This window comes from Streptomyces sp. NBC_01689, from assembly GCF_036250675.1.
In the GTDB taxonomy this organism is placed as follows: domain Bacteria; phylum Actinomycetota; class Actinomycetes; order Streptomycetales; family Streptomycetaceae; genus Streptomyces.
The window spans coordinates 484,088-498,045 of the sequence record NZ_CP109592.1; the positions used below are offsets into that span (position 1 = coordinate 484,088).

Annotated in this window: 14 protein-coding genes; 11 read left to right on the forward strand and 3 right to left on the reverse strand. The window is 72.1% G+C overall.

The features are described from left to right. Window positions 1-66: 66 nt before the first annotated feature. The 6 genes from OG776_RS01775 (at window position 67) to OG776_RS01800 (ending at window position 4,749) form a co-directional block, all read left to right on the forward strand. Window positions 67-1,593, forward strand: a complete 1,527-nt coding sequence (locus tag OG776_RS01775; RefSeq protein ID WP_187286052.1) for an MDR family MFS transporter — start codon at window positions 67-69, stop codon at window positions 1,591-1,593. Window positions 1,594-1,689: 96 nt separating this feature from the next. Further along, complete coding sequence (locus tag OG776_RS01780; RefSeq protein WP_261995037.1) at window positions 1,690-2,313, forward strand: TetR/AcrR family transcriptional regulator; 624 nt, start codon at window positions 1,690-1,692, stop codon at window positions 2,311-2,313. 433 nt (window positions 2,314-2,746) lie between these two features. Beyond that, window positions 2,747-3,094, forward strand: a complete 348-nt coding sequence (locus OG776_RS01785; protein WP_329318362.1) for a hypothetical protein — start codon at window positions 2,747-2,749, stop codon at window positions 3,092-3,094. Window positions 3,095-3,221: 127 nt separating this feature from the next. Then, window positions 3,222-4,013 (forward strand): hypothetical protein, encoded by a 792-nt coding sequence (locus OG776_RS01790; RefSeq protein WP_329318364.1) that lies wholly within the window; start codon window positions 3,222-3,224, stop codon window positions 4,011-4,013. A 67-nt stretch (window positions 4,014-4,080) separates the two neighbouring features. Then, window positions 4,081-4,305, forward strand: a complete 225-nt coding sequence (locus tag OG776_RS01795) for a hypothetical protein (RefSeq protein WP_329318366.1) — start codon at window positions 4,081-4,083, stop codon at window positions 4,303-4,305. A gap of 78 nt (window positions 4,306-4,383) precedes the next feature. Continuing rightward, entirely contained in the window at window positions 4,384-4,749 is a 366-nt protein-coding gene (locus OG776_RS01800; RefSeq protein WP_329318368.1) for an ABC transporter substrate-binding protein, read from the forward strand. A 140-nt stretch (window positions 4,750-4,889) separates the two neighbouring features. Here the strand turns inward: OG776_RS01800 and OG776_RS01805 are convergent, their stop codons facing one another. Continuing rightward, complete coding sequence (locus tag OG776_RS01805; RefSeq protein ID WP_329318370.1) at window positions 4,890-6,155, reverse strand: APC family permease; 1,266 nt, start codon at window positions 6,153-6,155, stop codon at window positions 4,890-4,892. Between the two features lie 167 nt (window positions 6,156-6,322). Continuing rightward, complete coding sequence (locus OG776_RS01810) at window positions 6,323-6,700, reverse strand: winged helix-turn-helix transcriptional regulator (RefSeq protein ID WP_329318372.1); 378 nt, start codon at window positions 6,698-6,700, stop codon at window positions 6,323-6,325. Between the two features lie 152 nt (window positions 6,701-6,852). On the opposite strand from OG776_RS01810, the gene OG776_RS01815 reads away from it, so the two are divergent. After that, window positions 6,853-7,395 carry an alcohol dehydrogenase catalytic domain-containing protein gene (locus OG776_RS01815; protein WP_329318374.1) on the forward strand — a complete coding sequence of 181 codons (543 nt, stop codon included), beginning with the start codon at window positions 6,853-6,855 and terminating at the stop codon, window positions 7,393-7,395. A 70-nt stretch (window positions 7,396-7,465) separates the two neighbouring features. Next, the gene (locus OG776_RS01820) at window positions 7,466-7,753 is read left to right on the forward strand and encodes a zinc-binding dehydrogenase (protein WP_315986925.1); all 288 of its coding nucleotides are present in this window, start codon (window positions 7,466-7,468) and stop codon (window positions 7,751-7,753) included. 293 nt (window positions 7,754-8,046) lie between these two features. Here the strand turns inward: OG776_RS01820 and OG776_RS01825 are convergent, their stop codons facing one another. Further along, window positions 8,047-8,706 (reverse strand): MSMEG_1061 family FMN-dependent PPOX-type flavoprotein, encoded by a 660-nt coding sequence (locus OG776_RS01825; RefSeq protein ID WP_329318376.1) that lies wholly within the window; start codon window positions 8,704-8,706, stop codon window positions 8,047-8,049. A 367-nt stretch (window positions 8,707-9,073) separates the two neighbouring features. Between OG776_RS01825 and OG776_RS01830 the strand changes: the two genes are divergently transcribed. The 3 genes from OG776_RS01830 (at window position 9,074) to OG776_RS01840 (ending at window position 13,655) form a co-directional block, all read left to right on the forward strand. After that, a complete protein-coding gene (locus OG776_RS01830; RefSeq protein WP_329318378.1) occupies window positions 9,074-9,610 on the forward strand; it encodes a BlaI/MecI/CopY family transcriptional regulator in 537 nt (178 codons plus the stop codon). A 582-nt stretch (window positions 9,611-10,192) separates the two neighbouring features. Continuing rightward, window positions 10,193-11,275 (forward strand): serine hydrolase domain-containing protein, encoded by a 1,083-nt coding sequence (locus OG776_RS01835; RefSeq protein WP_329318380.1) that lies wholly within the window; start codon window positions 10,193-10,195, stop codon window positions 11,273-11,275. A gap of 139 nt (window positions 11,276-11,414) precedes the next feature. Further along, complete coding sequence (locus OG776_RS01840) at window positions 11,415-13,655, forward strand: SpoIIE family protein phosphatase (protein ID WP_148011375.1); 2,241 nt, start codon at window positions 11,415-11,417, stop codon at window positions 13,653-13,655. The last annotated feature ends 303 nt before the right edge of the window (window positions 13,656-13,958 follow it).

Below are 13,958 nucleotides of genomic sequence, written 5' to 3' on the forward strand. Positions count from 1 at the left end.
CGTCAGGGCCCTTCGGTCCGCCTTCCGGCGATGCCGTGTGCGCTCGTTCCCGAAGGACCCTCCTTCATGCCCCACGCACGTCCGTCCCGGACCGCCGCCCCGAGGATCGCGGCCGCCATGAGTGCCCTGGTCCTGGCGGTCCTGCTGTCCGCGCTCGACCAGACCATCGTCTCCACCGCGCTGCCCCGTATAGCCGAGGACCTCGACGGCTTCGCGTCCATCGCCTGGGTCAGCGCCGCCTACCTGCTCGCCTCCACCGCGGCCACGCCCCTGTGGGGCAAGCTCGGCGACATGTTCGGGCGCAAGCGCCTCTACCTCGCCTCCACCACTCTTTTCGTCGTCGCCTCCGCCGCCTGCGGTCTCGCACAGAACCTGCCCGAGCTCATCGGCGGCCGCGCCCTCCAGGGCATCGGGGGCGGCGGCATGATCGTGCTCACCTTCGCCCTCGTCGGCGACGTGGTGCCGCCCGGTCAACGGGGCAGGTACCAAGGCATGTTCGGCTCCGTGTACGGGATCGCCAGCATCGTCGGCCCGCTGCTCGGCGGCATCTTCACCGACCAACTCTCCTGGCGGTGGGCCTTCTTGATCAACCTTCCCGTCGGAGCGGTCACCCTCGCCGTCGCCGCCCGTGTCCTGCCCGCCGGTGTCCGCCGCACCACCGCCCGTATCGACCACCTCGGCGCTCTGCTGCTCGCCGCGATCGCCACCGGCATCGTGCTCGTCACCTCCTACGGCCGGTCCTGGGGTTGGGGCTCCGTGCGGGTGATCGGTCTTGTCGTCACCACCGCCGCGCTGGCCTCGCTCCTGCCCACGGTCGAGCGACGGGCGGCCGCCCCCATCCTGCCTCTGCCCATGCTCACCTCGCGCACGGTGGCCTTCGCGTCGTCGATCGGGTTCGTCGCCAACGCCGCGATGTTCAGCGTGCTCGTCTACCTGCCCACCTATCTGCAGATCGTCCACGGCGTCTCCGCCACACTGTCCGGCGTACACATGCTGCCCCTGGTCCTCGGCCTCGTCGTCAGCCAGTCGCTCGCCGGGCGCTGGGCCTCGCACGTCGGACGGCTCCGGACGATCCTGGTCACCGGGCTCCTGCTCAACATCGCCGGTCTGCTCCTCCTCGGCACCCTCAGCGGCACCACGTCGACGCCGGAGCTCAGTGTCTACTTCCTCGTCACCGGGTTCGGCATCGGCATGGTCCCCATGGTCGTCCTCACCGCCGTGCAGAACGCCGTCGCCCCCGAGGACATCGGGGCGGCCAGTGCGGTGGTCACCTTCGCCCGCTCCATCGGCGCCGCTTTCGGCGTCGCCGTCTTCGGGACCCTGCTCACCTCCCACTTCACCGGCAGGCTCCACCACCTGCACCTGCAGGCCGTCTCCGACCCCTCCCGACCGCAGACGATCCAGGCGCTCCCCCACACCGTCCGCTCCGTGGTCCTCGACGCCTTCGCCCATGCCACCGGCGACGCCTTCCTCCTGCTCGCCCCGCTGGTCCTCGTCGGGACCGTCCTGGCCCTGTTCCTCAAGCCGGCACAGGATGCTTCCCCGGCCCGGCCCGAGTCCCCTCTCCCGCGGGAAGGCGCCTCGGCGGCCTGAGCGCGAAGGAAACCGGCGACGCCGGCCACCGGGTCACGCGCCGGCCACCCGGTGCAGGCGCCGGACGGGCCTGAGGTGCACCGTATGCTCATCCTCATGAGTGCCGCACTTCCCGCCCGCAAACGCGACAGCGCCGCGACACGCGAGGCGATTCTCGCCGCCGCGGTCGTGGAGTTCACGGAGCACGGCTACGCCGCGGCCGGGGTTCGCCAGATCTCCGAGCGGGCCGGGGTCACGGCCATGATGATCAACCGCTATTTCGGGTCGAAGAAGAACCTGTTCGTCCACGCCGTGGACCGTGCCTTCGGCCCCCCGACCATCGTCGGAGACCGTCCCGCCGATCTGCCGGGCACCATCGCCGGTGCGCTCGCCGAGCGGACGGGCCCCGGTGCCGAGCGGCTCGACCCCTTCCTCCTGCTTCTTCGCTCCGCGCCGGAACCCGAGGCGGCCGACATCCTCCGCCAGGGCATCGAGGCCCACGTGGGCGCCCGTCTCTCCGCGCTGCTGGACGGTCCCGCCCCGGACGTCCGCGCACAGCTCGGCCTCGCCCTGGTGGCGGGAACATGGCTGCTGCGTACGGTGGTCGGTACCACCGCCCTCGCGACGGCCGACAACCACAGCCTCGCGGCTCTCCTCACGGAGATGCTGGAGCCGGTCGTCCAGGGGACCCCTGCCGAGGCCCGGCCCGACAGCGCCGCCGGTGGTACCACCCGGGGATGACCAGGTCGGCGACCCGGCGCTCCGGCCCGGAGAGCGCGCCGACGCCGCGTCGTGTCTCCTCGCCGCGTACCTTCCGCCAGGTCTCCGGACGCCTCGGCGACATGCCGGTGACCGCACCGTGTCGATGCCTCAAATTCGTTGCAGAACAGTCCAGTTGACGTTCTGAGGACCCGTCGTGCATCAACACTTCCTTCATCAGTTCCGCTGGGCGGCGCAGGCGGTTGAACCCCACCGGCCGAGTATGTGGCCTCTACTCACGGGCCGATCCCTTCGGCGAGGCGCGCAACGGTGTCACCGACGACGATCTCATCGAGAGCGGGAAGTATCTCGTGGACGGCGCGCGCGGCGCTCTCCCCTTCGACTGGTTCAAGTACCGGCTCAATCCCGTCACGGTGACCGCCACCGACCGGGTCGGGACGACGCACGGGACGTCGTGGCCCGCTGTCCGTCCAAGGAGGCGGCGGACAGACCGACGGCCGGGGAACTGCGGGACCTGCTGGCCGTGGACACGCCGGACGGTGCCGGTCAACTCCCCGACTCCGTCGTGCAGATGATCGCCGCGCGCTCCGCCGAGGGCCCCGTACTGCCCGAGATCGAGCCGACGGTCCTGGACGAGTCCGCCGCCGTACCCGCACCGGACGACGGTGAGCCCAGGGACGCGGTCCCCCACGACCTGAGCCGCCGTCGACTGCTGCTGGCCGGCGGGGGGTGCTCCTCGCCGCGGGCGGCGCGAGCGCCGCGGTCCTGCTCACGGGAGGAGACGGCGCGAAGAACCCGATGACGTCCCGGCCCGTCCTCGGCGTGCACACCACCGACTCGGAAACGCGCTTCAGCCGGCCCAACGCACACGCCGCCGAACTCGCGGTCGCCCAGCACAACGCGACGCCGGGCCGCGCGTACCGCCGAAAGTGCGGGTCCTGCAGGACCACGGCGACGCCACCGGAGCCCAGTCCGTCGCCGGACGTTTCACCGCGGACCCGGACGTCGTCGCCGTGCTCGGGCCCGTCACCGAACTCCCGATGCGGTTCGCGGCGAAGGTCTACGGGGACGCCGGACTGACCCATGTGTCCAGCACCACGGGCCAGCAGGACTACTTCGTCACGTCGCCCGTCTCGTCCTTCCAGACCGGCGTCGCGCACGCCGCGCTCGGCGGCTGGTTCGCACTCCCCGCCCTGATCACCAAGTGGCCGGGGCGTATCGGCGTCGTCCTGGACCGCTCCGGCGGTACGACCATCCAGGACCAGGCCACCTTGCTGGTCCAGCAGTGGAGGGACGCGCCGGGCGGTCGGACCGTGCCCCGGGTCGTGGCCGAGACGAGCGGGGACGGCCCGGCCGCCATCCGCTCGCTGCTCGCCGCGGGCGTCACCGCCTTCGCCCATCTCGGCCCGCTGGACGCCACCGTCGCCGCGGCCGGACAACTGTCCGCGGCCCGCTTCTCCGGCCCCCGCTGGATGCAACACCTGCTCTACGGCACGGACTTCCCGAGCCGGGCCGGCGCCGCCGGCGAGGGCTGGTACGTGGTCGACTCGGCGGTGGACCCTCCTTGCTCACCACGAAGGCGGCACGGGAGTTCACGGCCGCGTGGCGCAAACGATTCGGGACCGCGCCGGAGCCGTACGCCGCCGAGGCCTGTACGCGGGCCCGGATCGCCCTGCTGGTCACGCGGGCCGACACCGACGAACTCGACGGCGTCGGCCTGACCGGCGCACTGCTGCTGCGCCCCACCAGGACCGCCGGCAACCCGCGATCCTGCGCTATCTGAACCGGGTGGTGAAGCCCGGGCGTTCGGCGGTGGTCCACGACCCCTCCGACGCCGACGACACCCTTCAGACGGTCCGCATCATCACCGTGCACAAGAAGCTCGACGGTGCGGCCACCGTCGAAGAGGTCGCGGCGGACGAGGACTTCACCGCCGCGGCCGCGCGGATCACGGCCCGCGGCGAGGACGCGGTCGTGTTCGCGGGCGTGCACCCCGACCGCGCCGCGTCCTGAGCCCGCGCGCTGCGTGACGCCGGCTACCGGAGGACACGGGTCCCGGACGAACACGTCGTCGGCACCTCCTTCCTCGACGTGGCCGAAGGCTGGCTCGTCGGCACGGGGTACACGGACGCCACGGCCGACCCGCGCACCAGGAAGTTCGCGGCCGCCCACCGGGCCCGCTACCACGCCGCGCCCGCACCCTGGGCCGCCGAGGACTACGACGCCGTCCGCTTCGCGGTCCACGGCCCAACGGCCGCCGGGGACGACGCCCGTGCCACCGTCCGCGCCGAACTCCTGCGTCACCCTTGGCAGGGCATCACCCGCGAGGTCAGCTACGACCCCGACTCCGAGTTCTTCCAGGCGGTCGAGGACTCCGGCGCGTTCCTCTGCCAAGTCACGGACCACGCGGCCCGGTTGGTTTCCCGCGCGGACGACATCGGCGGCTCGGCCACCTGACGGGGGCGAACTCGGTGGCGGACGACCGTCGGGCGGCACCGCTTCGGGGACGAGGGCGAACTCGGTGGCGGGCGGCCGTCGATCGGCACCGCATCGTGGGCGGCGGCCACGGCTTCGACCGGCCCTGTCCGAGCGGCACTTCAGGAACGGGTGACGGCCCTGCGCAGGCCGTAGGCGACCGCGCCCGCCACGATCACCGCGGCTCCCCACAGCACCGACGCGCGCGGCAGCGCGAACGCCAGGGTCAGACAGCCGGCCGTACCGAGGATCGGCACGATGCGTGGGGGACGGCCCTCGGCCGGGGTGAGGGTCCAGGCGGAGGCGTTTGCGACGGCGTAGTAGACCAGTACGCCGAAGGAGGAGAAGCCGATCGTGCCGCGCAGGTCGGCGGTGGCGGCCAGGACGGCGACCACCGCCCCGACCGCGAGTTCGGCACGGTGCGGCACCTCGAGCCGCGGGTGGACCGCGGCCAGTACGTGCGGCAGGTGCCGGTCCCGGGCCATGGCCAGGGTGGTCCGCGAAACCCCGAGGATCAGCGCCAGCAGCGACCCGGTCGCCGCCACGGCGGCTCCGAGGCGCACCACCGGCGCCAGTCCGGGTACCCCGGCGACACGTACGGCCTCGGCGAGCGGGTCCGCGGTGCGGGCGAGGCCTTCCGGACCGAGCGTCACGAGCACGGCGACGGCGACGGCCGCGTAGACGGCCAGCGTGATGCCGAGCGCGACGGGGACGGCCCGCGGAATGGTCCGCTCGGGGTCGCGGACCTCTTCGCCGAGGGTGGCGATGCGCGCGTATCCGGCGAACGCGAAGAACAGCAGTCCGGCGGCCTGGAGCACGCCGGCGACGGTGGCGTCCGTCCCGATGTCCAGTCGTGCGGCCCGCCCCTGGCCGTCGGCGAGGCAGACGGCGACGACCGAGGCGAGCACCGCCAGGACGACCGTCACGATCCCGCGCGTCACCCATGCGGACTTCTGCACTCCGGCGTAGTTCACGGCGGTCAGCACCACCACGACGGCGACCGCCACGGCATGGGCCCGGCCCGGCCACGCGTAGGTGCCCACGGTCAGGGCCATCGCGGCACAGGACGCGGTCTTGCCGACCACGAAGGCCCAGCCGGCCAGGTACCCCATGAAGTCACCCAGTTGTTCGCGTCCGTAGACGTAGGTGCCGCCCGACCGCGGGTGGCGCGCGGCCAGGCGGGCGGAGGAGGTGGCGTTGCAGTACGCCACCAGGGCGGCGAGCCCGAGGCCGATCAGCAGCCCTGATCCGGCCGCACGGGCAGCCGGTGCGAGCGCGGCGAAGACACCCGCGCCGATCATCGAGCCGAGCCCGATCACCACGGCGTCGGACATGCCCAGGTGCCGCTTCAGCTCTCCCGTGCCGGCCGAAATCCCCGACGTTCCCATCGCTCGCTCCTCGCACATGGCCCACGGGCCGACTGACTCCCTTGCAGGCGCAGGATAGGGAGCCCGGGTGTCGAGCGGGCTACGTGCCGGTCGTACGCAGGCCGCTGCCGCACGACCGGTGGGCGGCGGATGGACCAGAAGCGTTCGGGCGGTGCCCAGGTGTCATGTCAGGACGCGGACGCCGACTCGTCGAACCGGGCACGGTTCACGCAGATCTCGTCGTGGTGGGTGCCCGCCCAGTCGATGAGCACCGTGACGGCGCCCAGCAGCGTGACGCCGAGGTCGGTCAGTGCGTACTCGACCCGCGGAGGAACCTCGGGGTAGGCGCTCCGTGTGACGAGACCGTCGCGCTGGAGCTGGCGCAGGGTGTGCGTGAGCATCCGCTGGGAGATCCCCGGGATGGAGCGTTGCAGGTCGGTGTAGCGCACGGGCCCGTGCTCCAGCGTGCCGATCACCAGCACGGTCCACTTGTCACCGGCCCGGTCAAGGACGTGCCGGATGCCCTCGCCCTTCTCGATGGGCCAGCGCGCGCAGGGCCCCGCCATCGCGGCGGCCCGCGCGTCCCGCGAGGACGTTTCGCCGCCGCGTGGGTTCCCGTGCCGTCCCCCGTCGGGTGACAGCTGCCGGCGAACCGCGAACGCGCGGGGTCCAGCCCGCCGCCGCCCCCTTCGCCCACCCCCTTCTCCGGAGGAAGATCATGCTGATGCGTGCCGTCACCGTCTCCCGCTTCGGCGGCCCCGACGCCGTGGAGATCACCGAGCACCCGAGACCGGAACCGGGTCCCGGTCAGGTCCGGATCAAGGTGGCGGCGGCCGCGCTGAATCCCGTGGACGCGGCCATGCGCTCCGGCGTGTTCGGCGGTCAGGAACGGATCGGACTCGGCTTCGACGTCGCGGGCACCGTCGACGCCGTCGGCCCCGGCGCCGCCTGGTCGACCGGCGACCGTGTCATCGCCCTGGCCACCGGCCATCACAAGCCGCTCGGCACCCACGCCGACCACGTCGTCCTGGGCGGCAGCACTCTCGCACCCGCTCCGGCGACCCTCGACGACCGCCACGCGGCCACACTCCCCCTCAACACGACCACGGCCGCCCAGTCACTGCGGCTGCTCGCGCTGGCTCCCGGGCAGAGCCTGCTGGTCACCGGAGCGGCGGGAGGCGTCGGCGCCCACACGGTGGAACTCGCCCACCGGCAGGGGCTGAAGGTCACCGGACTCGATTCGGCCGCCCACGAGGACTAGCCTGCTCTCCCGTGGCGCCGATCACTTCCTGACTCGCGGGCAGCCGCTGGCGGTCACCTGCTTCGACGGTGTGCTGGACGCCGCGAGGCTGGGACGCGAAGCGCTGGCCGCCGTCCGCGACGGCGGGGTCTACGCCGGTCTGTGGCCGAGCCAGGAACCCGAGTCCGAGCGCGGCATCCGGGTCGACGCGCTCGGTGTGCGCGCCGACGGCGCCCTGCTCACCGAACTGTCCGCGCTCGCGGACCAGGGGGTGCTGCGGGCCCGCGTCGCGGAGGCCTACCCCCTCCATTCCGCGGCACAGGCCCACGCACGGCTGTCCCGAGGAGGCCTGCCCGGAAGGATCGTGCTCGTCCCCTGAGACCGGACGACCCACCGGACGCCCCGGCCGGGGACTGTGGGCCGACCCGTACCGCCTCAGCCCGCAGGTGCCCGCCACCGTGCAGGGTGCCGCAGAGGCGGCGCCCTGCGGGTGCCGACACGTGGGAACACCGGAGCCGCACGGTTTCGCGGCACCGCGCGGCTGACACCGGCCCCTGGACGCGCCCACCCACGCTCCGGCCACGTCGGCTCGGGAGCCTCCTCAGGTGTGGTCTTCGGGCGGGCGCCGGGGGCTTCGGCGCGCCAGAGGTTCCACGACCGCCGGCAGGTCCTCTACTCGTACCGGTACTTCAGCGACTCCTCCTCCGCCCGCTCGATGTCGGCGATCGTCAGCTCGGGCATGCGCAGTTGGGCCAGCGTCACCTCGGCCGAAGCGGGCTGGGCGTCCGCCGGAAGCCACTCTTCCGGCTTCCACGCCCCGCTGCGCAGCAGCGACTTGGGACAGTGCGGGTAGACCTCCTCGATCCCCACCACCAGCGCGCTGGCCGGCGGCTTGCCCACGGCGGTCAGCTGCGCCAGAAGCTCCGGGCGCGTGGAGACGCAGGCCCGGCCGTTCACCCTGAGCGTCGTGGTGCGTCCCGGGATGACGAACAGCAGCCCCGCCCGCCCCGTCGCGACGACGTTCCGCAGGGTGTCCAGACGCTTGTTGCCGGTCGCGTCCGGGATCGCGACCGTCCGTGCGTCCAGGACGGCGACGAACCCGGCGGGGCCACCACGGGGGGAGACGTCGCAGTTGCCTTCGGCGTCCACGCTGGCGACCAGGACCAGGGACGAGCATCCGATCAACCGTCGGGTCTGCTCGGTGAGTTCCGTCATCTGCTTGCGCACGGCCGCGTCACTGGGGAGTGCGTAGGTCCTGCGCAGCACCTCCTGGTCGGACACGGCGTCGAGACGGAGCGAGTCGAAGGCACTGCCGGCAAGGGATGTCGTCATGCTCCCGACCCTAATGGGCCACGCCACAGGTGACCTTGCTCGGTGAGCACGGCCACCTGGAGAGACCCCCGGCCGGCACCGGACCGACAGCCCACCCGGATCACCGGATCCGACCCGAGCGGCGCATCGCTTCCAACTCCGCACGAATGCACAGGGGCAGACGAGAGACACATATGCGCATGTACGCACATTCTGGCCCCAGATCGGACCGGTCGTGGCCTCCGCTCCACCGACACCCCTGTGTACAGAAGGTGTTGGCGCACCGCGCGCCTCCGACGCCCGTACACCGCACAGCCGCGCTCACCGCACATCATGCGCACATGACAGGTGTCGGCGTCCGATAGACTTCCTCGAAGGGAGGTTCTCGATGTCCGTAGAGGCAGATGCCCTGGAATCCTTGAGCGACGTCTACACCCATCGGGTCAGGGACGACCTGGAGCGGGTCGAGGCCGAGATCGCCCGGACCGAAGCCCGACTCAGGGCACTTCGGGCGGATCATGTCCTCCTGAGCCGGATCTGGGAGAACCTCGGCGACCCCAGTGAGGCGACGCCGGCCGCAGCCGCAGCACCGCGCGGACGCTCCTCCGAGTCGGAGGCCGGGACATCAGGAACGACAAGGCGCCCTCCCGCTCGTTCGTCGTCCGCCGGTACGGGGCGCCGGGCTCCGGCCGCCGAGCGCGGCTCCGTCCGTGACGCCGTCCTCACGCACCTGCGCGCATCAAAGCACCCGGTTTCCGTCAACGACATCTTCGCGGCCCTGCCCGCCAAGGTGCAGGCCTCAGGGAAGGTCGTCGTCCGCAACACCGTCGAGGCCCTGGTGGCCAAGGGCACGGTCGTACGCGCACGAGAAGGAAAGTCCGTTCGGTACACCCTGGTGCCCACATCCACTGAAGCCGACGTATAGCCAGCGCGGAGGGGGGTGTTGAGGGCCGGGGTTGCCGTGGGCCGGGACGTGAAGAGTCGCCGGTGTCCCAGCAGCGGCCGGGTCCCAGCGCCGGTCAACGGCCCGGTCACCGTGCACGCCTCGGAGTAATCAATTGAGTAGCCGATACTCATCTCCGTCCTCCCACCTTCGACTACCCTCCGAAGGGCTCTCCAGGGCTGCGCAAGGCCCGTCGGAGCCGGCCTCACCCCTGGGTCGCAGGACGAATCGCCGACCCGAGTTCCGTGTTCTCCTCCCCGTCCCCCGATCGTGACCGACGGCTTTCCCGGACTCTCGAAGGAGCATGACTTGCGTGTGGATATGCGTGTTCGGCGGCGCCCGCGACTGACGGCGTTTCGCGCGGTGACGACGGTTCCGGTGGCCGCGGCCCTCGTGGTGGCCCTCGCCGCGACGCCGTCGAGTGCGCACGCGATGCACGGGAGTGCGGCGGTCCGCGCGAGTGCGGCCGCCGGCACTCGGACGCCCTCGGCGGCCCGACCGGACGGCATTTCGGAGACACGCGCTCATCTGCGGGAGCTGGCAAGGAAGTTGGTGGAGGAAGGCGTGCCCGGAGTGATCGTGCGGGTGGACGACGGTCACGGCAGGCCCGTCGAGATCTCCGAGCAGGCCGCGTGGACGAGGAAGGACCATCTGCTCCGGGCCGACGACGAGGTGCGAGAGGCCTCCAACACCAAGACGGTGATGGCCACCCTCGTCCTCCAACTGGTCGCCGGGCACCGACTCGCCCTCAGCGACCCGGTCGACAAGTGGCTGCCCGGCCAGGTGCGCAACGGTGGAGCGATCACCCTGCGCATGCTGCTCAACCACACCAGTGGGCTGTTCGACTACACCGAGGATCCCGCCCTCGCACCTGCCCTCACCGGCCGGGACTCCCACGTATGGACGTCGACGGAGATCCTGAGCCTGGTGAGCGGGCACCCGGCACTGTTCGAGCCCGGCACCGAGTGGTCGTACAGCAACACCAACTACATCGCGATCGGGGCCGTCCTGGAGAAGGCCACCGGCAAGAACCTCGCGACGCTGGTGCGGGAGCGGATCGCCCGGCCCCTGGGGCTCCGGCACACCTTCTACGCCACCGGCTCGGCCTGGCACGGCCGGCACGCGCACGGCTACGAGCCGGACGCCGCCCACATGCCACCGGAGGTCCCCGACGACTTCAGGGACTACGCGGGACCGCGGCACGACGACCACGTGGACGTCACCGGCGACTACGTCACGGCCGACGGAGCGGATGCCGCGATCGTGTCCACCGCCGATGACTGGTCCCGTTTCTACCGCGCGTTGATGTCGGGCCGGCTGCTGCCCGCCGCCCAACTGGCCGAGATGCGCACCACCGTGCCGGAGGGCGGACCGGACGACCCGGACGAGCTCGGCTACGGGTTGGGCATCGAGTCGGCGAAGACCTCCTGTGGCACGGTCTGGGATCACGTCGGCGTCGTCCCGGGCTACGCGACCTACAACGTCACCGACTCCACCGGCCGTCGCACGGCCGCCTTCTTCTTCGCCACGACCACTCTCACCAAGCAGGCCCACCAGACCGGTGCGGCCCTCATGGACGCGGTCAACTGCGCCGTGTTCGACCGAGCGACGCGCCTCGGCGGGAGCCGCCTCTGGATCGCCGGATGAAACGCCGCACTCAGCGTTTATCACTGAGGCCGGACAGGTCGACCTCGGTCGCCCTCGGTCCAGCACGGGCGTCCCTCCCGCTCGGGTGCCGCGCGTCCGTACGGGCTGCCAACCTATAATCGACGCTGAGGGAGCCGCCATGGTGACCAGCAGCGGAACCGGAGAACACCGCCGTCCGGACCGGCCCGTACCCGCGCCGGACACGGATCTCATGGACGTCCTCTACGCCACTGTGCGCGAGACGATGCGGCGGATCGACGCGGCGGCGGCCGCGGTCTACCTCGTGACCGAGGGCGGCACCGAACTCCGCCCGGCACTGATCGCGGGCAGCACACCGTCCCTGTTCACCCTGCCGGCGCGGATGCGCCTCGACCAGCCCTACGCGACAGCCCGCGCCGTGGCGTCGGGAACCACCGCCCTCCTGCCCGATCCCGACCCCGCGCCGTCCCGGCAGAGGTACACCCGGCCCTACCCGTACGCCGCCCTCGCGGCCCCGGTCCTTTCGGGTGGGCGTCGCTTCGGCACGCTGACCGTACTGCGCCTGGAGACCCTCGGCGCCTATCCCGGGGCGGACCGCACGGTCGTCGAGTCCATCGCGGCCGAGACAGCCGATGCCCTCACCGCTCTCACGGAACGTGGCGTGCCGATCACCCCCGGCCCCCTGCCCGCCGTGGTACCGATCAGGGCCGGCAGCGCCGAGACACCCGGCTGGGGAGTGCCCGGCGTCCCCGGCTCCTCGGGCGTGAGCCTGATGTTTCCGCTGCGACTGCTCTCCGAGCTGCTGAACCAGGCCACCACTCCCGGTGACGTCGTCGCCGCGGCCCAGGAATGCATCATGGCCCCGCTGCACGCCGACGCCCTGGTCCTGGCCTCGGCCGACGCCACCCACCTGTGGGTCCTGGGGCACAGCGGCAGGTCCTCGGGACTGGTCCGGAACGTCCACGGCGCCGCGCTCAGCGCCTCGACCCCTCTGGCGCAGGCGGCGCGGGGACGCGCGCTGTTCCTCTCCGCGGAGTCTCCGCCGGCCTCTCCCGACGCGTACGACGACCCTCCGCGGGCGGAGGCGTTCCTGCCCCTCATCGCCGGCAGCCGGACCGCCGACCTGGCCCTCGCGGGACGGAAGAACATCGTGGGCGTCTGCTGCCTGTCGTTCCCGGGGCCGCGCGGCTTCCCGCCCGAGGAGAGGGCCACCCTGAGCATGATGGCCGCCCTGCTCGGCGCGGCGGTGCAGCGCGTAGGACTCGGCGAGAAGCAGCGCCGGAGAGCCGAGGGTCTGCAACGACGCCTCCTGCCCTCAACCCTGCCCGAGCTCCCCCGGCTGACGACGGCGGCGCGGTACCGTCCCGCCACGGTCGCGGCGCGGGTGGGCGGCGACTGGTACGACGTGATCAGGGTGACGGACGAGCGGATCGTGCTGGTCGTCGGCGACGTGGAAGGGCACTCCGTGGAGAGCGCCGCGGTCATGAGCCAGGTACGTACCGCGGTGGCCGCCTACGCATCCGAAGGGCACCGGCCCGCGACGGTGATCGACCGGACCGCGGGACTGCTCTGCGCACTGCGCACGGAACTGCTCGTGACCTGCTGTGTCGTCGCGCTGGACACGGCTGACGGGACGGCGGAGGTGGCCCTGGCCGGACATCCGGAACCGCTGGTGCTGCGGCCCGACGGCAGCACCGGCAGGCTGGAGGCACCGGCCAACGTCCCGCTCGGCGTCCGCGCGCAGGACGCCTACCGGGGGCGTGAGCACACCCTCCCGCCCGGAACGGTGCTGATGCTGTACTCGAACGGCCTGATCGGCGGAAACGCCACCGACCCCTGCTCCAGCGCGCAGACGCTCCTGCACGCGGGGCACCGTGCCGGATCCACCGACCTCGAACAGTTCGCCGACCGGCTCGTCGCCGAGAGGTCCGACCCGCAGGAGCTCCGGGACGACGCCGTACTGCTCCTGGCCCGCTTCGAGGAGACCGTCGGCACGGGGCCGCCACGGACGGCAGGCCTGCGCATTCAGCGGCGGGACGTCCAAGGGGTCAAAGCGGTACGGAACTTCGTGAACGACCGGTTGGACGCCTGGGGGCTCTCCGGGCTCTCGGAGTCCCTGCGTCTCGTCGCCTCCGAGATCGTGACCAACGCGCTGATCCACGCGGGAAGTGACGTCGATGTCCGGCTGAGGGCGTTCCCGGATCATGTACGTCTGGAGGTACGGGACTCCGACAGCAACCCGCCCGTTCCCTCCCCGCTGGCCCTCGAAGAGGAGGAGAACGCGGAGGCCGAACACGGCCGCGGCCTCCTCATCGTGGAAGCGCTCGCCGGTGGGTGGCACAGCTTCCCCAACGGCAGGGGCAAGACGGTGTCACTGGACCTGCCTCTCACGGCTGGATGAACCTTCCTCACGGCGGCGCGCATCCACGTCACTCTGCGCGTCCGGGCCGTCACGTCGCAACCGGTCCAGTGCTCCGACGACCGCCGCGGGGGTGGCGGCCTCGGCCTCGCCGCAGGCACGCAGATACGCCTGGATGGCCTGTCGGTTGCGTTGCAGCACGTCGATGCGGCGCTCGATGCCGCTGAGTTGACGGCGCAGTCCGTCCGGATCCGCGGGCGCGGGGCGTCTGAGTCGGGCGGGAACCCTTCGCGGCCGAGGCCCGGGCCGCGTGCTCGGCCGGCTCGCCGGGGTGGTTCCCGGCGA

Excerpts from the sequence above, each read along its gene's own strand:
- OG776_RS01775 (WP_187286052.1), top strand. The coding sequence starts at position 67 with ATGCCCCACGCACGTCCGTCCCGGACCGCCGCCCCGAGGATCGCGGCC.
- OG776_RS01780 (WP_261995037.1), top strand. The coding sequence starts at position 1,690 with ATGAGTGCCGCACTTCCCGCCCGCAAACGCGACAGCGCCGCGACACGC.
- OG776_RS01805 (WP_329318370.1), bottom strand. The coding sequence starts at position 6,155 with ATGGGAACGTCGGGGATTTCGGCCGGCACGGGAGAGCTGAAGCGGCAC.
- OG776_RS01810 (WP_329318372.1), bottom strand. The coding sequence starts at position 6,700 with ATGGCGGGGCCCTGCGCGCGCTGGCCCATCGAGAAGGGCGAGGGCATC.
- OG776_RS01815 (WP_329318374.1), top strand. The coding sequence starts at position 6,853 with ATGCTGATGCGTGCCGTCACCGTCTCCCGCTTCGGCGGCCCCGACGCC.
- OG776_RS01825 (WP_329318376.1), bottom strand. The coding sequence starts at position 8,706 with ATGACGACATCCCTTGCCGGCAGTGCCTTCGACTCGCTCCGTCTCGAC.
- OG776_RS01830 (WP_329318378.1), top strand. The coding sequence starts at position 9,074 with ATGTCCGTAGAGGCAGATGCCCTGGAATCCTTGAGCGACGTCTACACC.
- OG776_RS01840 (WP_148011375.1), top strand. The coding sequence starts at position 11,415 with ATGGTGACCAGCAGCGGAACCGGAGAACACCGCCGTCCGGACCGGCCC.